At 62.4% G+C, this 20,584-nt stretch carries 17 protein-coding genes; 13 read left to right on the plus strand and 4 right to left on the minus strand.

The features are described 5' to 3' along the window. Window positions 1-592 precede the first annotated feature (592 nt). Window positions 593-2,536: a M23 family metallopeptidase gene (locus JET14_RS19575; RefSeq protein ID WP_200335777.1), complete on the plus strand. Its 1,944-nt coding sequence runs from the start codon at window positions 593-595 to the stop codon at window positions 2,534-2,536. 165 nt (window positions 2,537-2,701) lie between these two features. On the opposite strand, the gene JET14_RS19580 is transcribed toward JET14_RS19575, so the two are convergent. Further along, window positions 2,702-2,956 (minus strand): ArsR/SmtB family transcription factor, encoded by a 255-nt coding sequence (locus tag JET14_RS19580; RefSeq protein ID WP_024707741.1) that lies wholly within the window; start codon window positions 2,954-2,956, stop codon window positions 2,702-2,704. A gap of 61 nt (window positions 2,957-3,017) precedes the next feature. After that, window positions 3,018-4,604: a DUF882 domain-containing protein gene (locus JET14_RS19585; protein WP_200338177.1), complete on the minus strand. Its 1,587-nt coding sequence runs from the start codon at window positions 4,602-4,604 to the stop codon at window positions 3,018-3,020. A gap of 444 nt (window positions 4,605-5,048) precedes the next feature. Between JET14_RS19585 and JET14_RS19590 the strand changes: the two genes are divergently transcribed. The 5 genes from JET14_RS19590 to JET14_RS19610 all read left to right on the plus strand — a co-directional run bounded on the left by JET14_RS19590 (window position 5,049) and on the right by JET14_RS19610 (window position 10,861). After that, window positions 5,049-6,902: a M3 family oligoendopeptidase gene (locus tag JET14_RS19590; protein WP_200335778.1), complete on the plus strand. Its 1,854-nt coding sequence runs from the start codon at window positions 5,049-5,051 to the stop codon at window positions 6,900-6,902. A 1-nt stretch (window position 6,903) separates the two neighbouring features. Continuing rightward, on the plus strand, window positions 6,904-8,040 hold the full coding sequence (locus tag JET14_RS19595; RefSeq protein WP_200335780.1) for an aminodeoxychorismate synthase component I: 1,137 nt from the start codon (window positions 6,904-6,906) through the stop codon (window positions 8,038-8,040). A 10-nt stretch (window positions 8,041-8,050) separates the two neighbouring features. After that, the gene (locus tag JET14_RS19600) at window positions 8,051-8,338 is read left to right on the plus strand and encodes a YciI family protein (protein WP_200335781.1); all 288 of its coding nucleotides are present in this window, start codon (window positions 8,051-8,053) and stop codon (window positions 8,336-8,338) included. Further along, entirely contained in the window at window positions 8,335-9,252 is a 918-nt protein-coding gene (locus JET14_RS19605) for a heme-dependent oxidative N-demethylase family protein (RefSeq protein ID WP_200335782.1), read from the plus strand. Before JET14_RS19600 ends, JET14_RS19605 begins: the two co-directional genes overlap by 4 nt. A gap of 163 nt (window positions 9,253-9,415) precedes the next feature. Continuing rightward, entirely contained in the window at window positions 9,416-10,861 is a 1,446-nt protein-coding gene (locus JET14_RS19610; RefSeq protein WP_200335783.1) for a homospermidine synthase, read from the plus strand. Between the two features lie 187 nt (window positions 10,862-11,048). On the opposite strand, the gene secA is transcribed toward JET14_RS19610, so the two are convergent. Then, on the minus strand, window positions 11,049-13,838 hold the full coding sequence (gene secA, locus JET14_RS19615; RefSeq protein WP_200335784.1) for a preprotein translocase subunit SecA: 2,790 nt from the start codon (window positions 13,836-13,838) through the stop codon (window positions 11,049-11,051). A 352-nt stretch (window positions 13,839-14,190) separates the two neighbouring features. Here secA and JET14_RS19620 point away from each other — a divergent pair, with 352 nt between their 5' ends. From JET14_RS19620 to mutT, 4 genes are all read left to right on the plus strand, one after another. Further along, entirely contained in the window at window positions 14,191-15,054 is an 864-nt protein-coding gene (locus tag JET14_RS19620) for a peptidylprolyl isomerase (protein ID WP_200335785.1), read from the plus strand. Window positions 15,055-15,107: 53 nt separating this feature from the next. Beyond that, entirely contained in the window at window positions 15,108-16,343 is a 1,236-nt protein-coding gene (gene argJ / locus JET14_RS19625; protein WP_200335786.1) for a bifunctional glutamate N-acetyltransferase/amino-acid acetyltransferase ArgJ, read from the plus strand. Between the two features lie 139 nt (window positions 16,344-16,482). Further along, window positions 16,483-17,247, plus strand: coding sequence for a GNAT family N-acetyltransferase (locus JET14_RS19630; RefSeq protein ID WP_200335787.1), 765 nt, complete (start codon window positions 16,483-16,485; stop codon window positions 17,245-17,247). Further along, on the plus strand, window positions 17,244-17,651 hold the full coding sequence (mutT, locus tag JET14_RS19635; protein WP_200335788.1) for an 8-oxo-dGTP diphosphatase MutT: 408 nt from the start codon (window positions 17,244-17,246) through the stop codon (window positions 17,649-17,651). The genes JET14_RS19630 and mutT overlap by 4 nt, the downstream gene beginning before the upstream one ends. A gap of 1 nt (window position 17,652) precedes the next feature. Here the strand turns inward: mutT and JET14_RS19640 are convergent, their stop codons facing one another. Next, entirely contained in the window at window positions 17,653-18,537 is an 885-nt protein-coding gene (locus JET14_RS19640; protein WP_200335789.1) for an SAM-dependent methyltransferase, read from the minus strand. 80 nt (window positions 18,538-18,617) lie between these two features. On the opposite strand from JET14_RS19640, the gene JET14_RS19645 reads away from it, so the two are divergent. The 3 genes from JET14_RS19645 to JET14_RS19655 are packed head-to-tail and all read left to right on the plus strand — an operon-like array spanning window position 18,618 to window position 20,569. Next, entirely contained in the window at window positions 18,618-19,403 is a 786-nt protein-coding gene (locus JET14_RS19645) for a ComF family protein (RefSeq protein WP_200335790.1), read from the plus strand. A gap of 37 nt (window positions 19,404-19,440) precedes the next feature. Continuing rightward, window positions 19,441-19,698 (plus strand): glutaredoxin 3, encoded by a 258-nt coding sequence (grxC, locus tag JET14_RS19650; RefSeq protein WP_200338178.1) that lies wholly within the window; start codon window positions 19,441-19,443, stop codon window positions 19,696-19,698. A gap of 10 nt (window positions 19,699-19,708) precedes the next feature. Next, a complete protein-coding gene (locus tag JET14_RS19655; protein ID WP_200335792.1) occupies window positions 19,709-20,569 on the plus strand; it encodes a carbon-nitrogen hydrolase family protein in 861 nt (286 codons plus the stop codon). The last annotated feature ends 15 nt before the right edge of the window (window positions 20,570-20,584 follow it).

A 20,584-nucleotide genomic window follows, 5' to 3' on the forward strand; every position in this document is an offset into this window, starting at 1 on the left:
GCGCAAAATCCAAGCAGTTTCCTAAAACGTGACCGCTCCTAAGTCTCTTTGGTAAGCCCGAAAGCTCACCGACAAAGCCGCTCGCCACGCTTCTCTTTCTTCATATATGCAATTGTCCAAATAACCGACGGCAAAACCGTCAAAAATCCTCTCGCGGCCAATCTCTTTTCAAGTTCAGCCTGACTCAGCATTCCAGCCTGTCGGAAGATTTTCTAGAACCGTAAGCACCGCCTCAGCGCCGCCCCGTCGTTCGGTGAGGCGGCTTATAGACCCCATTCCGCCAAACCGTCAACAACCAACTCCAAAAAAAATGACATTTTTGTTAAGTCATTGGTTTTGTTGGGGTCACCGTTCATGCTTCCCTTTCCAGGCGCTGCGCTCCGCCTTTTCGTCCCGGCATCGCCCACAGCAGACCTGCCCTCAATGCGCCATATTCACCGCGAAGAGTCACGGATGACGCCGCCCCCATCGGTCAAGTCGGACTGGAGCCCAGGGACCGGGGGCAAATGGTGATTTGACAGCTGCGGCGATTTTCGGCACATCAGTTGAACCAATTGCGATATCGGCAAATCGGACCTAAGACCACGGGCATATGAGAGAAAAGAAAAACCCTGCGCGCTCGTTCGGCAGAGGCACGCCGATTGTCGTGGACGGCAAGACGCCGCCGGCACGGCGCGACGTGTCGATCCGCTGGCTCGCCGGAGCCTGCCTGACGGGGCTGACAAGCACCGCGCTGATGGCAATCGCCCTTTCCGCGGCCGTCGATGGACGCGAACGGCTCGCCGCGCCGGCTTCCGCCTTTGCCAAGACGGCCGCGGCCGGGGTCGACGACACGGCGGTCAGAGGCGACCGCCTGATCCCGACCACGGTGATCGCCAAGCCGTCCAACCGCCGCGTCCTGCAGGTGCCAACGGCGGTGCGCCAGGGTGATCGCGACGTCATTCACTACGAGCCCTTTTCCGAAGTGCGGATGGCGCTCGCGGCCAATTACGGCAAGACGCCCGACTACCCCGCCTTCGATCCCTTCGAGGTTTTCTCGACCACCGAGCGGGCCGGACCGCGCGTACGGGCCGTCGACGTGATCTACGATACCGATGTCGAGGGCGAGGTCGAGCTCAAGTTCACGCCCTTCCCGGCAACCAAGCCGCCCCTGCCCTTTGCCGCCGGCCTTTCCACCGACGAGATCGAGGAAACGATTCTCGCAAACGAGACGATGCTGCAGAACAGCGTCGGCGATCTGTCGATGCTCAGCTATGTCGATCCCGATCGCTTCGAGCCCGAGCAGATCATGCTTCCGCTCAAGCCGGCGATGGCGGCCCAGATCGTCGATGAGAATGTCTCGGTAAGCGCGCTGCAGTCCGTCTTCACCCAGGATTTCAACGATGATATCCTGCCGGTTCGCCAGCAGGTCGAGGTCGAGGCCTTTCTGGTGGCCGCCGGCTATCCCGCGCCGCTCGCCGCCGAACTCGGCCGCCTGATCGAGGAAGGCTCCGGCTCGCCGATGCTGAAGGCCGGAGACATTCTGCGCATCGGCCTTATGCGGATGGGCCGCAATATGCGCGTGGTCCGGCTCAGCCTCTATCGCGGCGGCGAACATGTGATGACCACGGCGCTCAACGACAAGGGACGTTTCGTCGAGGGCGTCGAACCGCCGATGAGCGAGGCCGTCGCCAATGCGTCTGCCGACGAGACGGATCTGCTGCTCGGCACCACGCAGAAGCCGGTGCGGGTCTATGACGGCATTTTCCGCGCCATGCTGACCTACGGGTTGACAAAGGACATGGCCGGTCAACTGATCAATCTTCTGGCGAGCAAGGTCGATCTGCAGTCCATAGCTTCGCCGGACGACCAGCTCGAGCTGTTCTTTTCCGACGCCGATCCGAACGGCAAGGCGACGGCCACGTCCGAACTGTTCTATATCGATGCGAAGATCGGCGACGAGGCCATCAGGCTCTATCGCTTCGCCGACCCAAAGACCGGCGCCGTCGATTTCTATGATGCGAACGGCCGCAGCATCCGCCGCTTCCTCTTGCGCAATCCCGTGCCGAACGGCAAGTTCACCTCCGGTTTCGGCATGCGCCGGCATCCGGTTTTGAAATACGCCCGTATGCATAGCGGCGTGGACTGGGCGGCGCGAACCGGGACGCCGATCATTGCGGCCGGTGACGGCATCGTCGAAAAGGCCGGTTGGTCGTCCTCCGGATACGGCAACCAGACCATTATCCGTCACGCCAATGGCTACGAGACCTCCTACAACCACCAGAGCAAGATCGCCCCGGGCGTCAAGGAGGGCGCGCGCGTCAAGCAGGGACAGGTCATCGGCTATGTCGGCGCCACCGGTCTCGTCACCGGCCCCCATCTGCATTATGAACTCCTCGTCAACGGCACCAAGGTCGATCCGATGAAGATCCGCTTCCCGAACTCCGACGCGCTGGCGGGCGAGAATCTTGCCCGCTTCGAATCCGAACGCAAGCGGATCGACGCGCTGCTCGGCAATGAGAGCGCAACGCAGGTCGCTTCCAACAGGAGCAATTGACATTGCATCCGAGCGCCGCCGCCCCTGGCCGTGCGGGCGCCTGCGACGGCACCACCAGGTCGTCCGCTGTCCGGACACGCCTCGTTCAGCTGCGTTTTATAAGGATCGGCGCCCTCGTGCCCGCCAATGCCGGCCGACGCACAACCGGACCGCGGAACGCCGCGGTCAGAACTGACGAATCCAGCCGTTCAGCGCGGAGAAACCTTCCGGATTGATGGCATAGAACCGTTTTGTACCGACCGGCGTCACGCGCACGAGCTTGCTGTCCAAGAGGGCCTTTAGATGCTGCGAGACGGCGGGACGACTGATCGGCAACCCCTCCGAAAGCTCGGTCACCGTTTTCGGCTCACGCCTCAAGGCCATCAGGAGATGGCGACGATTGGGGTCGGCAATAGCGACGAAAGGGTCAGATGTGCTCATGCCGTCATATTACGTTAAAGTTATCCGCGCGACAAGTAGCTCGTTCATCCAAGAGTAGATACTAAAATCTTTCCTGATCAAAATAGTCAACAATCGACTTCTGACCGGTTCCACTCGACTTTGTACTTGCAATACTTGCGGATTGATAGCCTTCAGCAGAAATACCTGCTTCGCCGCCCGATACGGCGGCCGACCTTGCATTGCCGGGCAGGATCGTCCCTGGGCGGGCGCCCTTGGTCGGCGCTTCCGGCGCGGTGGCATTGATTCGCGCCAGGGTCGGGCGGAACAGAACGCGGAAGTCATTGTCCTCGTTGTAGGCAAGCTCCGTCGTATCACCCATGGCCGAAAGCTTGCGGGCAAGCTCGCTCTGGGCCGTCTTGCGCGGATTTTGAGCCGGCTCCGGAACGACAGTCCCGGCGCGGCCGGCCGCCTGCAACTGCTCGGGCGTTATCGGCGCGCCCTGATCCAGTCCGGCATAGCTCATACGCGGGCTCGGCACGGGAACCTCGCCATCCATGAAGCCGAAGCGATCCTGTTCGAAAGACGAACCGTCGCCGAGGGAGGCGACTTCGACAGGGGCCTGCTCGACGGGCGAAGCGGCTTCGGCCACCAGCACGTCGGAAACTGACATGCCCTCTGCCGCGCCGAGTGAGGACGGCCGCGACTGCGGCACCGGAATATTGGCAGCGATCGCCAGCGCCGGTTCCGCCTCGGGCGGATTGGGATCGACCAGCGCGGTGGCAAGCGGCGTGCCGAGATCGGCATTGTCGGCGCCGGGACGGGAAAGCGGCAGCGGAATGTCGAGATTGTCAAAGCTGACGGCCGCCGTCAGGATGTCGACCGGCCGCTGCTGGGGCGCCGTCTGCTGCGGCGCGCTCTGGCGCGACGGCGTCGTTGCGGCGCGCTGCTGGCGGTCGTTCCCTGCAGTGTCGTCATTGCCGGAATTGTTGCGATTGAACAGCATCGAAAGCAGATTCGGACGTTCATCCTCGTCGCCATCGTCAGCACTGGCGACGCGGACGGGCTCGGACCCGGAGACGCTGCCCTTGGCCTTGTATTCAGCCAGCGCGTCCTGATAGCCGGGAAGCGGCTTGCCGTCGGCCGGCAGATGCAGCGTATGACCTTCGGGAAAGAGCGCGACAAGCTGGCTGCGACTCATGCGCGGCCAAGCGCGAACACTCGCTACATCGAGATGGACGAAGGGCGAGCCGGAGCTCGGATAATAGCCGACGCCGCCGCGCTGCAACTTCATCGCCGTCGCCCGCAGCTTGGCGAGCGGCACGCCGGGGATGAAGAAATCCATTGCATTGCCGAGCATGTGCTGCGATTTCTTGGCAACGCCGGACGATGTCTTGCGCAGCATCGCATTGGTTTCGGGCGAACGATAGGCCGAGACGACGTTGATGTAATCCTTGGCGCCGACCTGCTGATAGACCTCCCAGACCAGATCAAACAGCCGCGGGTTCATGGTGGTCGGCTCCTTGCGCCGCCAGTCGCGCAGGAACCAGTTCAGCTGCTCCAGCCCCTTCTTGTCATAGCGCCCGTTGCGCTTGAAGGTGATCTCCGCCTTTTCGCCTGTATGGATGTAATAAAGCTTCAGGGTTCGGGTTTCGGCCTGCGCCTCGGTCACGCCAAACACGCAGAACATGGCCGCAAGCAACGCCAGAACGGCAATTGTCCGTTGCAGGAATATGCTTGATGGACGGTCACACAAACCGGACTCTCCCTGGGTACTCTGAATGTCGTGATCGGGGCCCCGCACCGTCAGCAGCCTCAGGAGCGGCGGACGGCGACCTTCTTGGAGGTCCAATGCGGCGCAAACGAGGCATCTTTCCCGCCTGACGTTCAGCTTGCCACTTTATAGGCAATATTTGGTTAAATTCCTAGACCCATGAATAACCGCTTAGCCTTTCCCAAGGGTTAAGTCCTTGCCGCAAATCAACGCTGGCGCACGGAAAAACCGAGGCGATCCGTCACAGCAAGGCGTCAGATATCTTGGGGCAGCCGATTGCGGGGCGTGCGGGCGACACATATGTTGGAGCTTCGCGCCCGCTTCAGGCGGCGACCGCACCACAACAGGAAAGACAGACCCATGTTCAACGCTTCATTTCCGCGCGCACCCGCCGGCAGCCCTGCCCGGGCGACGAAGTCCGGCGACGAGGCCCTGGGCAACCTGCCCGAATGGGATCTCTCCCATCTTTATCCCGGCCCTTCCTCGCCCGAGTTCAACAACGCCTTTGATGAGGCTGCGAAGAAGGCAAGGTCGTTTTCGACCCGGTGGAAGGGCAAGCTTGCCGAGGCGGCGGAGAGAAGCGGCGAAGACGGACTCGGCGCCGCCATCGAGGCCTATGAGGCGCTGGGCGACACACTGGGACGGCTCGGCTCCTTTGCCGGTCTCTCCTATTATGCCAATGCCGCCGATCCGGCCCTGCGCAAGCTTTATGGCGACACCTCGGCGCGGATCACCGAGATTTACGCCGATCTCCTGTTCTTCGAACTGGAATTGAACCGCCTCGACGAAGAAACGATCGACAGGGCGTTCGAGGCTGACGATCGCTTTGCCCATTACCGCCCGTGGGTGCTCGATCTCCGCCTGGAAAAGCCGCACCAGCTCGATGACCGGATCGAACAGCTGTTCATGGAGAAATCGACGACCGGCGGCCAGGCCTTCAACCGCCTGTTCGACCAAACAATGGACCGCATGCGCTTTACCGTCGACGGCGAGGACATGCCGCTGGAAAAGACGCTCAATCTTTTGAGCGATACAAAGGAACCGGTCCGCCGCAAGGCCGCGGAAGCCCTGGCCGCGACCTTCAAGGACAATCTGCCGACATTCTCTTTGATCATGAACACGGTGACCAAGGACACCGAGATCAACAGCCGCTGGCACGCCTTCGAGGATATCGCGGACAGCCGGCATCTCTCCAACCGGGTCGAGCGCGAGGTTGTCGATGCGCTGTCCGAGGCGGTGCGCCAGTCCTATCCGCGCCTGTCCCATCGCTATTACGCGATGAAGGCGAAATGGCTCGGCATGGAGCAGATGAACTACTGGGATCGCAATGCCCCGCTGCCCGACACCGCCGAGCGGGTGATCCCGTGGGACGAGGCCCGGGACACGGTGCTTTCGGCCTATGGCGCGTTCTCGCCTGAAATGGCCGGCATCGCCCGCCGCTTCTTTGACGAGAACTGGATCGACGCGCCGATCCGCCCGGGAAAACGCACCGGCGCCTTCGCGCACCCGACCGTGCCTTCCGCCCATCCTTATGTTCTGGTCAATTACCTGGGCAAACCGCGCGACGTGATGACGCTTGCCCACGAACTCGGCCACGGCGTGCACCAGGTTCTGGCGGCCAAACAGGGCGCGCTGATGTGCTCGACGCCCTTGACGCTGGCCGAAACCGCGTCCGTCTTCGGCGAGATGCTGACCTTCCGCGCGCTGCTTTCGCAGACGACCGACACGGCAAGGCGCAAGGCGATGCTCGCCCAGAAAGTGGAGGACATGATCAACACCGTCGTGCGCCAGATTGCCTTCTACCAGTTCGAGCGCAAGGTCCACACGGCGCGTCGCGAGGGCGAGCTGACCGAAGACCAGATCAACGCAATGTGGATGTCGGTGCAGGCCGAGAGCCTCGGGCCGGCGATCAGGCTCGCCGATGGTTACGAGACCTACTGGAGCTATGTGCCCCACTTCATCCATTCGCCGTTCTACGTCTATGCCTATGCCTTCGGCGATTGCCTGGTGAACTCGCTCTACGCCGTCTACCAGAATGCCGAAAGCGGCTTTCAGGACAAGTATTTCGAGATGCTGACCGCCGGCGGCACCAAGCATCACTCGGAACTGCTGAAGCCCTTCGGACTCGATGCATCTGACCCGACCTTCTGGGGCAAGGGGCTGTCGATGATCGAGGGCCTGATCGACGAACTCGAAGCGCTCGACAAGGAATAGCATGACGCGCGCCGTTTTCCGGGACGACCTCGCCGGTCGCATGCTCGCATTTTCGCAGCCGCATGCGCTGATCCTGGCGACCGACCCGGAAGACGTGGCGCAGGGCTTTGTCCGCATGGAGGAAGCAAGGGCCGGGGGGCACTGGCTCGCCGGCTATGTTTCCTATGAGGCGGGGCTTCTCCTGGACCCCGCCTTCTCAGGCCTTTCCCCTGGCAAAACCGAGATACCCTATCTCTGTTTCGGCGTTTTCGATCCCCCGGAGGAGACCGGTCTTCCCGCGTCATGCTCCACGACGCCCTTTCTGTCCGATCTCGAACCCGCCTGGGATTTCGCCACCTATCGCGAACGTTTCGAACCGCTGCACGCCCATCTGAGGGCGGGCGACTGCTATCAGGGCAACCTTACCTTTCCGGTCAAAGCCCGCTGGCAGGGCGATCCGCTTGCCGCCTTCCACGCCTATGCGGAACGCCAGCCGGTGCGCTACGGCGCCTATCTCGACCTTGCCGGTCCGCGCATCCTGTCGCGCTCGCCGGAGCTCTTCTTCAAGGTCGACGATAACGGCTTTCTCGAAACGCACCCGATGAAAGGCACGGCTCCGCGCGGTGCAACGGCGGAAGAGGACGACGCGATCATCGCGGCGATGCTGGACGACGAAAAGACGCTTGCGGAAAACTGCATGATCGTCGACCTTCTGCGCAACGACATCTCCCGCATCGCCGAACCCGGCAGCGTCCACGTGCCAAAGCTCTTCGACATCGAGACCTACCCCACGCTCCACCAGATGGTGAGCCACGTTCGGGCAAAACTTTGCGCCGGGACCGACATCGGGTCGATCTTTGCCGCGCTCTTTCCCTGCGGCTCGATAACCGGCGCGCCGAAGATTTCGGCGATGAGGATATTGCGCAGCCTGGAGGATGGGCCGCGCGGTGCCTATTGCGGGGCGATCGGCCATATTGCGCCCGACGGCGCGATGCGCTTCAATGTCGCCATCCGCACGATCACGCTCTTTGATGACGGACGGGCGGTTTTCAATGTCGGCGGCGGCATCGTGCTTGATTCCACCGCGCGCGCCGAATATGACGAAGCCCTGCTGAAAGCCCGTTTTGCCGGCGACCTGTGCGCTGTTCCGGCCGGTTGAGGACGCTGTGATGATCCTGATCTCGCTGACCTATATTGCGCCGATGGACGCCGTCGAAAAGCACTTCGATGGCCACATCGAATGGCTGAACAGGCACTATGCCGATGGCGTTTTCGTTGCGTCCGGTCGCAAAGTGCCCCGCACCGGCGGCCTCATCATTGCCCGCAGCAGTCTCGATGAGGTGCGCGCCCTCTGCGAGGCCGATCCCTTCGTCAGCGAAGGCGTGGCGCGATACGAACTGACCGAGGTCGATTTTTCCCGAACCGTTGCCGGCGTCGAAGGCCTGAAACAGCCATGACGGACGCCGCGACCGAGAACCGCCCGCTGCGCCTGATGCCCTATGGCCGCGCCTACAAGCCGTTTTCTATAGGTCTCTCGCAGATTGCGACAACGGACTGGCTGGAGGCGGAGGGTGATCTCGGCCGCTATCTCGACGAGAAGAGGCAATTTCTGGAAGCGGACCCCGACGCAATCTTCCGCGCCGCGCCCGACAGTCTCGCAGCCCAGCAGGAAGCGCTCGAGTTGATTGTCCGCCACCTGGGGGACGAGCATCACGACACCCACCGGCTCGACGGCGCCATGATGTCGATGGCCGGCCACACCGTCGATATCGCCGACGGGACCATGCCGCCGCTGATGCGGGCGGGATTGCTGATCGCCGACGACCTTGCCGTTCTCACCAGGCATGACGGCCATTGGCATCTTTCCGCCGGCTTCATCGCTTTTCCCTCCTCCTGGTCGTTGGCCGAAAAGGCCGGGCGGCCGATGGACGAGGTCCATGCGGATGTGCCGGGCTTTCAGGGCGGCACAAGAAATGCGGCGATGGTCACGCGCATTTTCGACAACCTGAAGCCCGACCTTCCGGCCGAGCGGTTCAACTGGTCCTTCAAGGGCTCGACTGCGCTGGCGATGCCGGTCTCCAAGCATCTGCCGGAAGACCCGTTCCGGCCGGTCCGCCCGATCGGCGACAATGTCCTGCGCGTCGAGCGCCAGACGCTGCGTCGTCTGCCGGAAACCGGCGCCATCCTCTTCACGATCAAGATCCATGCCGATCCGCTGGCCATGGTCCGGCGTCATCCCGAGAACCGTGCGATCGCCGCAGCCATGCTGAAGCAGCTTGACGGACTGACGGCGGAGGAGCGCGCCTACAAGGGCATGAAAGATGCCGATATCGACTCGCTTTCGGCTTATCTGCGGGAAGTTTTGAACTGACTTCTGGAACGGCGGCAACAAATCCGCTTTACTGTTGCCCGGCGCTGTGGTCACGCTTTTAACGCGATCGACAGGCCACGGAACAAAATGGCCGTGTCACAATTTGTGCTTACGTTCGCGGCATTCGCCTTGCGCGCAGGTCCTAATCGAGAAGGAAACGGAAATGCTTCAGGAATACCCGATCCACGCCGAAATCACCGGACCCATTGTCATGATCGGTTTCGGGTCCATCGGGAGAGGCGCCCTGCCGCTGATCGAACGGCACTTCAATTTCGACAAGTCGCGCATGGTCATCATCGATCCGAATGACGCCCATGCCAATATCGCGGCAAACCACGGGGTCCGCTTCATCCACGCTGCCGTGACCAGGGACAATTACGAGGAACTGCTGGAACCGCTTCTGACCGAGGGCGATGGCCAGGGCTTCTGCGTCAACCTTTCCGTCGACACCTCCTCGCTCGACCTGATGAAGCTCTGCCGCTCGCTCGGCGTGCTCTATGTCGACACGGTGATCGAACCCTGGCTCGGCTTCTATTTCGACAAGAACGCGGACAATGCCTCGCGCACCAACTACGCCCTGCGCGAAACCGTGCGCAAGGAAAAGCGCAAGACCCCCGACGGCACCACCGCCGTTTCCTGCTGTGGCGCCAATCCGGGCATGGTCTCCTGGTTCGTCAAGCAGGCGCTGGTCAACCTTGCCCGCGACACAGGAATGAACTTCGTTGAACCCATGGCAGATGACCGCGAGGGCTGGGCGCAACTGATGAAGGATGCCGGCGTCAAGGGCATCCATATCGCCGAGCGTGACACCCAGCGCTCCAAATTCCTGCGTCCGCAGGGAACCTTCTGGAACACATGGTCCGTCGAGGGGTTCGTCGCCGAGGGCATGCAGCCCGCCGAACTCGGCTGGGGCACCCACGAAAAATGGATGCCGAAGAACGCCAAGAAGCACAAGAAGGGCTGCAAGGCCTCGATCTATATCGAGCAGCCCGGGGCCAATACGCGGGTGAGAAGCTGGTGCCCGACGCCCGGGCCCCAATACGGCTTTCTCGTCACCCACAATGAATCCGTCTCGATCGCGGATTATTTCACAGTCAGGAACGACAGCGACAAGGTCTCCTACAGGCCGACCTGCCACTATGCCTACCACCCGGCCGACGTGGCCGTGCTCTCGCTGGACGAGATGTTCGGCAATGGCGGCAATCCGCAGGCGGAAAGCCTGGTGCTGGAGGAGGCCGATATCCTGACCGGCATCGACGAGCTCGGCGTGCTGCTCTACGGCCACGAAAAAAACGCCTACTGGTTCGGTTCAAGGCTTTCGATCGAGGAAACGCGCGATCTGGTGCCCTACCAGAACGCGACCGCGCTTCAGGTCACCTCCGCCGTTCTGGCCGGCATGGTCTGGGCGTTGGAAAACCCGGAAGCGGGCATCGTCGAGGCCGACGAGATAGATTATCGCCGCTGCCTGGAAATCCAGATGCCCTATCTCGGCCCGGTCGAAGGCCACTATACCGACTGGACGCCGCTCACCGGACGCCAGACCTTCTTCGAGGAACGCAAGGACGAGAAGGATCCCTGGCAGTTCAAGAACATCCTGGTGCAGTTCTGAGAAAAGGGAACGGCCGCAACGCATCGCCTGCGCGGCCGTTCCGTCCTGCGCCGGCTCTCTCAGCCGGTCGCGACAAACGGGAACCGGCGCGTCGCCTGACATCGCGCCGGGAAAACGGGGCGCCGGGAAAACGGGTACGACCGCGCCACCGGATCCGGCAACGGCCTGAAATGAAGCCTTGATTATGTCAGGCGAGACGGCCGTGGCAGTGCTTGAACTTGCGGCCCGAACCGCAGGGGCAAAGGTCGTTGCGGCCGACATTGCGGTATTCCGGCGGGAGTTGACCGGCAGGCGCTGCGGCTTCACCGGCACCGACCTGTTCGCCCGCCATTTCGTCTTCGCCGGTATCCGGGTCGACATGGCTGGCGCGCAGCTTCGCAGTATCCACTTCCGGCTGCGGCTGGGGCTGTTGCGCCTCGCGCACCAGCTGGACGCGCGAGAGCTGCGAAACGGCAAGCTCGCGCATATTGCCGAGAAGCGCCTGGAACAGTTCGAAAGCCTCGGCCTTGTATTCCTGCAGCGGATCGCGCTGGGCATAACCGCGGAAGCCGATGACCGAGCGCAGATGGTCGAGATTGACGATATGCTCGCGCCAGAGATGGTCGAGCGACTGCATGGTGACCTGGCGCTGGACATATTTCATCACATCAGGCCCGAACTGCTCGGCCTGCCTGGCCCGGACTTCCTCGGCCTGATCGGCCGCGGCATTGATGCGCTCGAGGATTTCCGGCTCGGCAATGCCATCTTCGGCCGCCCATTCCTCGATCGGAAGGTCGAGGCTGAGAATGCGCAGGCAGTCTTCCTTCAGGCCGGTGACATCCCACTGCTCGGCATAGGCCCGTTCGGGAATGCGGCGGTGAACCGCGTTTTCGATCACCTCATGGCGCATGTCCTCAACGATCTCGGAGATATCGTCGGAATCCATCAGTTCCTTGCGCTGGTCGAAGACGACCTTGCGCTGGTCGTTGAGCACATCGTCATATTTCAGGAGGTTCTTGCGGATGTCGAAGTTTCGGGCCTCGACCTTCTTCTGCGCGCGCTCCAACGCCTTGTTGATCCAGGGATGGACGATAGCCTCGCCTTCCTTCAGGCCCAGCTTCGTCAACATGCTTTCCATGCGGTCGGAGCCAAAGATGCGCATCAGGTCATCCTGAAGCGAGAGGTAGAACTTCGAACGGCCCGGATCCCCCTGACGGCCGGAACGGCCGCGCAACTGGTTGTCGATGCGCCGGCTTTCATGACGTTCGGTAGCGATCACGTAAAGGCCGCCGGCAGCCAACGCCTCCTGTTTCAGCCGGGCGACATCCTCGCGGATCGCCTGCTCCTTCGCCTCGCGCTCCGGACCCGGCGGCGTGAACTTGCGCTCGACCTCGACGCGTTCGCCCTCTTCGTTGGTGACGATATCGATGCCCGGCTCCAGATAGCCGAGTTCGGCCTGGATGCGCATTTCCAGATTGCCGCCGAGCTGGATATCAGTACCGCGACCAGCCATGTTGGTTGCGATCGTCAGCGCGCCGGGCACGCCGGCCTGGGCGATGATGAAGGCCTCGTTCTCGTGGTAGCGGGCGTTCAGGATCTCGAATTCGGTGATGCCGTCGCGCCTCAGCGCCGCGGCCAGCAACTCGGACTTTTCGATCGAGGTCGTGCCCACAAGAACGGGCTGGCCTTTTTCCTTGGCCGCCTTGATCTCCTCGACGATCGCCTCGTATTTTTCCTGGACCGTGAGGTAGACCTCGTCATCCTCATCGAGACGCACGATCGGCAGGTTGGTCGGAACCTCGACAACGTCGAGGCCGTAGATATTGCCGAATTCTTCCGCTTCGGTTGCCGCCGTACCGGTCATGCCGGCCAGCTTGTCATACATGCGGAAATAGTTCTGGAAGGTGATCGAGGCCAGCGTCTGGTTCTCCGGCTGGATCTTGACGCCTTCCTTTGCCTCGAGCGCCTGATGCTGGCCTTCGGAATAGCGCCGACCCGGCATCATGCGGCCGGTGAACTCGTCGATGATCACGACCTCGCCGTCACGCACGATGTAGTCCTTGTCGCGGGAGAACATCTTGTGCGCCTTCAGCGCGTTGTTGAGGTGATGCACGATGGCGACATTCTCGACGTCATAGAGCGATTCACCCTTCATCAGACCGGATTCGGTCAGCATCTTCTCCAGCTTTTCCATGCCGTCTTCGGAGAAGTTGGCCGAGCGCTGCTTTTCGTCGATCTCGTAATCGCCCTCGTCCAGCATCGGAATGATCTTGTCGATGGTGACGTAGAGGTCCGAACGGTCATCAAGCGGACCGGAAATGATCAGCGGCGTGCGCGCCTCGTCAACCAGGATCGAGTCGACCTCGTCGACGATCGCGTAATTGTGGCCGCGCTGGACCATCTCCGCGCGCTGCATCTTCATATTGTCGCGCAGATAATCGAAGCCGAGCTCGTTGTTCGTGGCATAGGTAATGTCGGCGCTGTAGGCCGCACGGCGCTGCTGGTCGTCGAGGCCGTGATGGATGACGCCGGTGGTGAGCCCGAGGAAGCCGTATAGCCGGCCCATGTTCTCGCTGTCGCGGCGGGCAAGATAGTCGTTGACGGTGACGACGTGGACGCCCTTGCCGGCGAGCGCGTTGAGATAGACGGGAAGCGTGGCGACGAGCGTCTTGCCCTCGCCGGTCTTCATTTCGGCGATCGCGTTTTCATGCAGGATCATGCCGCCGATCAGCTGGACGTCGAAAGGCCTCAGGCCGAGCACGCGCTTCGATGCCTCCCGGGCGACGGCGAAAGCTTCAACAAGAAGATCGTCCAGGCTTTTGCCTTCGGCGAGCTGCTTTTTGAATTCCTCGGTCTTTGCCTTCAGGTCGTCATCCGAAAGCGCCGTCATCTGCTCTTCAAGCGCGTTGATCGCCGCCACGCGGGGCTTGTAGGAGCGGATCCGGCGATCATTGGCCGAACCGAACAATTTGCGGGCTACGCCACCGAGTGAGACCATTTCAATAGCTCTTTCTGAAAGTTGTCATATCTATCCTGTACGTGGCGCCGTACAAACGCATTCCTGACAAGCGGGGTCCATATCACCGTCCGGAGCTTCACTGGACGCGGGCTTGGCAGACAGATAAGAGGGGGGTCGGGGGATGTCAACGTCAAAGGCCGCGCCACAATGGCCACATTCCTGTGTTGCCGGTCTTCTCGCTGACCGCCGCACATTAAATCGCGGTAAGGATGCAACACATTCCGGACGCACACGTTGACGCGTGGCAACGCTTCTACCACATGCGGCGGGCCCGACCGGCGCAAGAGGGCGAAACAGGAGGTTTCGCCGCACAACAGGAAAAGGTGAACTCATGCAGAAAAGACATTTGGCAGCGGCAGCACTCCTGGCCACGACTGTCAGCTTCGCGGTCCCGTCCTTCGCTCAGGACAGCGGCTCTTCCGCGAACGACGCCGTTGTCGCCACCGTCGACGGCGCTCCGATCACCCAGTCGGAACTGCAGACCACGCTCGACCAGTTCAAGGGCCAGTTCGGTCAGATGCCGGAGGAGCAGCTGCGCGCGGTCGCCCTTTCGAGCCTGATCGACATGAAGGTCATCACCGATGCGGCGGAAAAGGAGGGCCTCGACAAGACCGAAGCCTTCAAGACGCGCATGGACCAGCTGCGCCAGGAAGAACTCTACAACGCTTTCTTCGACCAGAAGATCAACGCCGAGATCACGCCGGAAATGCTGAAGGCGCGCTATGACGAGGAAATCGCCAATGCGCCGAAGCAGGAAGAGGTCCACGCGCGCCATATTCTGGTCGACACCGAGGACGAGGCCAAGAAGATCATCGCGGAACTCGACAACGGCGCCGATTTCGCAGAGCTCGCCAAGGAGCATTCGACCGGTCCGTCCGCCGACAACGGCGGCGATCTCGGTTATTTCTCCAAGGGCCAAATGGTTCCGGAATTCGAAGAGGTCGCCTTCTCGCTCAATCCCGGGGAATATACCGAAACCCCTGTCCAGACCCAGTTCGGCTATCATGTGATCGAGGTCGAGGACACGCGCGAAAAGACGCCGATCCCCTTCGAACAGATTGAACCCCAGCTTCGCCAGCTCGTCGCCAGCGAGAAATACAATGAAGTGGTCTCCCAGCTGAAGGCCGGAGACAAGATCGTTATCGAAGATAAGGACTTGCAACAGGCCTACGACGCCGTCAATAAAATGCAGTGATCCAATCCACCGGCCCGCGCAACTGCCGCGGGCCGGACTTTCAGAGGCCTGCCATGACGACCGCCATATCCCCGCTCGCGCCCAAATCCTACCCGCCCATGCCGCCGATCGACGGCCTGCGCATCGCCACTGCCGCCGCCGGCATCAAGTACAAGGGGCGGACGGACGTCATGATGATGATCTTCGACGAGACGGCCGCTGTCGCCGGCCTCTTCACGAAATCGAAATGCCCCTCCGCCCCCGTCGATTTCTGCCGCGCCAATCTTGCCGGCGGCAAGGCGCGCGTGCTGGTGGTCAATTCGGGCAATGCCAACGCCTTTACCGGCAAGAAGGGCGCGGAAGCCACGGCGCTGACCGCGCGCACTGCGGCCGAAGCCGCGGGCTGCGCCGAGAGCGACGTGTTCCTGGCCTCGACCGGCGTCATCGGCGAGCCGCTCGATGCCTCCAAATTCGCGAGTGTCCTCTCCAGCATGGCGGGCGATGCCAGCGCAGACCTGTGGCTTGAGGCGGCGAAGGCGATCATGACCACGGATACCTATCCGAAGGTCGCGACGAGAGGCGCCGAAATCGATGGCGTCTCCGTGACGCTGAACGGCATTGCCAAGGGCGCCGGCATGATCGCGCCCGACATGGCCACCATGCTTTCCTTCATCGCCACCGATGCGGCGATCTCGGCCGAAGCGCTGCAGCAACTCCTTTCCGAAGGCGTGGGCGCAAGCTTCAACGCGGTCACGGTCGACAGCGACACCTCCACCTCCGATACGGTTCTGGCCTTCGCCACAGGCAAGGCGCCCGGTCAGGACCTGGTCACCGACGGATCAGATCCGCGCCTCGACGATTTCCGCGCTGCCCTTCACGCGCTGATGCAGGATCTGGCGCTGCAGATCGTGCGTGACGGCGAAGGCGCGCGCAAGATGGTGACGGTGCGCGTGACGGGTGCCGAGGATGATCGCGCGGCAGACGTGATCGCCCGTTCGATCGCCAACTCGCCCTTGGTCAAGACCGCCGTCGCCGGAGAGGACGCCAATTGGGGCCGCGTGGTCATGGCTGTCGGCAAGGCCGGCGAGAAGGCCGACCGCGACCGCCTCGCCATCTGGTTCGGCGATATCCGCGTTGCCGTCAACGGCGAGCGCGATCCCGACTATTCCGAGGAGTTCGCCTCTGCCGTGATGCGCGAGGACGAGATCACCATTCGCGCCGATATCGGCCTCGGCGAGGGTCAGGCGACGATCTACACCTGCGACCTGACGAAGGAATATGTCGCCATCAACGGCGACTACCGCAGCTGATACCGCTCAAACGCCGCAGTCAGCCGCGTTGCCATCGGGCAACACCGGCTGCGCCAAGCGTAAGTGGCGTGTTTACAGGCCGGCCTGAAGCGCACTAGATGAACAAAAACAATAACGTCGCGACAGGATCGGAACGAAGATGAGTGCGGATCTTCCACTTGTGCGTCGGCTGGAAGCCATGGGTCTGCGCGCATGGCCGGCAAAGAACGTGCATTACGACGGCGCCTGGCAGCTTCGGCTGACAGCGGGTCACCCGTCGAAACGTCTCAACAGCCTGTCGGTGCTCGACCAGTCGGATATCTCCGATATCGAAATCCGGTTCGAAAAGGCGCGTCGCCATTACGAGGCCTTCGGACGGCCGCTTCTGGTGCGCGAAACGCCGCTGACGCCGCCGGCGCTCGTCGAATTCCTGCAGGCGGAAGCGGCAGAACCCTTCGACGCGACCGTCGTCATGACGCTCGATCTTTTCCGCTTTGAGCCCGACGACGGCGTCGAGCTGCTGCCCAGCCAGGATGTCGGCCGTTTTGTCGGCGCTGCGCTGAAGGTGAGCCCGGTCGGCGAACTGACACGGGCAGGCCTTGCCGAAGTCGTGACCGCGATCAGGCCGGCACACGGTTTCTTCATCCGGGAAGAGGAGGACGGCGAGCCCTTCGCGGCCGGCCTCTGCGTCCATGATTTCGACATGGCTGGCATCGAGGCCTTTGCCGTTGCGCCCGGGGCGCGGCGCAAGGGCCATGGCCGCGAGCTGGCGACGGGCATGCTGCGTTGGGCCAGGGGACGGGGCGCGCGCACCGCCTGGCTGCAGGTGACAGAGACCAACACGGCGGCGCTTGCTCTTTACCAATCCCTCGGCTTTCAAGAGGCCTACAGATATCGCTACTGGCGCGAAAAGGCGGAAAAATGAGCGAGATGAAACTGCTTCTGGTGGCAGCCTGCGCCCTGATCGACGCGGATGGACGCATCCTTCTGGCGCAACGTCCGGAAGGCAAGGCGCTGGCCGGGCTCTGGGAATTTCCCGGCGGCAAGGTGGAGGTCGGCGAGACGCCGGAAGCCTGCCTGATCCGCGAAATGGAGGAGGAACTGGGCATCACCACCAAGCCCGACTGCCTCGCCCCGCTGACCTTCGCCAGCCACACCTATGAGCGTTTTCACCTGTTGATGCCGCTCTTCGTCTGCCGCCGTTATCAGGGCATTCCATCCGGCAGGGAAGGCCAGGCAATCAAGTGGGTGCGGGCGCGCGACCTGCGCGACTACCCGATGCCGCCGGCCGACGAACCGCTGATCCCGATCCTGCAGGATCTGCTGTAAACTAGCGCTTCAGCTTGAACTCCTCGGTGTTGAGCGCGTCGGCAAGACGTACCTTCGCCGAACCGGGCTTCAGCGGTTTCTGCTGGCTTTCGTGCGGCGCCCAGCCGGAAACATAGATGATCGAGAAGGTGGCGCGGATGCGCCCGTCCGGATCGCTGTAGCGCTCGGCGTAGAGTTCGGCCGCCCGCAGGAAGAAAGACCGGCTGACAGGCTTTTTCGACCGGTCGGAGAGCGGATTGCCCATGCCCATGGCTCTCAGATCCGCCATCAGGTCGAACAGCGTATCGTAACGAACCGTGTAATTCTCCTGGTCCACGACGGGCAGCGCGAAGCCGGCCCGCTGCAGCAGACCGCCGACATCGCGTACATCGGCAAAGGGAATGACCCTCGGGCTAACCCCGCCGTAGATCTCTGCCTCTGCCGCAAGCAGGCAATCGCGCAGCTCGGCAAGCGTACCCGACCCCGCAATGGCCGCCAGGAACAGCCCGTCGGGTTTCAGCGCCCGCCGCGCCTGGATGAAATAGCCGGGCGTATCATTGGTCAGATGCGCGGCAAGGGGAGAAAGCACCAGATTGAACGAGCGCTCCTCAAGCCCCGGCCATTCCAGCGGCGCGACCGCCACAGGCGCATCCTCCGAGGAGAAGGCCTCGTCGCTTTCCAGCCTCTCGATCTTTCCGACCTTGCCGCTCGCCAGCGCGGCCCTTGCCACGGCACCCGTCATGCCGTGCAGTTCGACGGCGCGATCGAAGGTCCGCTCGACGACGGCCAACCGCTCGGCGATCTCTTCGGCAACGATATTAAGCAGGAAATCCGCGCCGGGCTTGGCCGCGCGCCAGGCCTTCAGCCGATTTTTCTCGACCCGTTCCGTTTCGAAAACCTGTTCCATGACATGCGGCCTTTTCTGCTGACGCCTGCCCGCCAATTAGGGAGTCGCAAAGCATCCGTCAACGCGCTACCTTCAGGCCCATGGACGAGATCGAACCCTTCAGAGGCGAGACAATAGGGCAACGTTCCGCGGCTTTGGCCCGCGGCACGCTCTCGGCTTTCGGCAATCTCCTCTTTCCACCAGTCTGCGCCGCCTGCGGCAGGACCACCGGAACGCATCGCGCGCTCTGCGTGGAATGTTGGAGCGATATCCGTTTCATCGAACGGCCCTATTGCGCGGTTCTCGGAACGCCGTTTTCCCATGATCTCGGCCCGGATATCCTGAGCGCGGCGGCAATCGCCAACCCGCCGGATTTCGACCGGTTGCGCTCCGCCGCCTTTTACACAGGCTCCGTGCGCAATCTCGTCCACGCGCTCAAATATCGCGACAACACCCATCTTGCGGTGATGATGGCCGAATGGATGCGCCGCGCCGATGACGGCATGATCGCGCGCGCTGACGGCATCACCGCCGTGCCGCTGCATAAGACCCGGCTGATGTCGCGCCGGTGCAACCAGTCGGCCGAACTGGCCCGCAATCTGGCGCGGCTTTCCGAGAAACCCTTCCTGCCCGGCCTTCTGCGGCGCACGCGGCGCACCAGCCGGCAGGTGGGGCTTAGCCGCACGGCGCGCGAGGACAATGTGCGCGGCGCCTTTGCGCTTTCGCCCGACAGCGAGGACAAGGTCTTCGGAAAGTCGATCCTTGTCATCGACGATGTCTATACGACCGGCGCGACCGTTTCGTCCGTTGCGCGCCTCCTGAGACGCAAGGGCGCTGCCGAGATCAACGTTTTGACCTTTGCACGCGTTCTCGATGAAACTATATGAAGGCCGGATGCCAGCAAAGAAAGGACCCCAGTTCATCATGGCGAATGTCGAGATCTACACACGGGAATTCTGCGGTTTCTGCGCCCGCGCGAAGAAGCTCCTCGCCGACAAGGGCGTCGACTTTACCGAATACAACGCCACCGAGACCCCGGAGGTCCGGGCGAAGATGATCGAGCGCGCCAGGGGCGGCTCGACCTTTCCTCAGATCTTCATCGATGACCGCCATATCGGCGGCTGCGACGATCTTTTTGCCCTGGAACGCGCGGGCAAGCTTGACCCGCTTCTCGCCTCCTGAGGAACCTCATATGACCCGTTTTACCGCCGCCGCCCTGCAGATGCGTTCGGGCACTAACCCCGAGAAGAACGCCGAGACCCTGTCGCGACTGGTCGAGGAGGCTGTCGCGAAGGGTGCCGGCTATATCCAGACCCCGGAAATGACCGGCGCGGTGCAGAAGAACCGCAAGGCGCTGATGGCGGTGCTGAAGGGCGAGGAGGACGACATCATCGTCCGCACGGCGTCATCGCTTGCCGAAAGGCACGGTGTCTACCTGCATGTCGGCTCGACGGCGATCGCCGTCGGCGGCGACAGGGTTGCAAACCGCGCCCTGCTTTTCGCGCCCGATGGAACGATCGCCGCGCGCTATGACAAGATCCACATGTTCGACGTCGACCTCGACAATGGTGAAAGCTGGCGTGAAAGCGCCGTCTACCGGCCGGGCGAGACCGCCTGTCTGGCGCGCCTGCCCTTTGTCCGGCTCGGCATGGCAATCTGCTATGACGTGCGTTTTCCCGACCTTTTCCGCACCTATGCGCTTGCCGGCGCCGAGGTGCTGACGGCGCCCGCGGCCTTCACGAAGCAGACCGGCGAGGCGCACTGGCATGTGCTGCAACGCGCCCGCGCCATTGAAAACGGCGCCTTCATGATCTCGGCGGCACAGGCCGGCGTCCACGAGGACGGTCGCGAGACCTTCGGGCACTCGATCATCATCGATCCCTGGGGGCGTGTCCTTGCCGAGGCCGGCGATGTCGGCGAGGCGGTTGTCACCGCCGAGATCGACACCGATCAGGTGGCCGAGGCGCGCGGCAAGGTCCCGAACCTGAAGAACATCCGCCCCTTCACGCTGGAAGAGCGTCAGGCGATGCAAGCCAGTGCCGAAAAGGCCTGAGTGAGAGGCCGGCTC

This window comes from Martelella lutilitoris (genome assembly GCF_016598595.1).
In the GTDB taxonomy this organism is placed as follows: domain Bacteria; phylum Pseudomonadota; class Alphaproteobacteria; order Rhizobiales; family Rhizobiaceae; genus Martelella; species Martelella lutilitoris_A.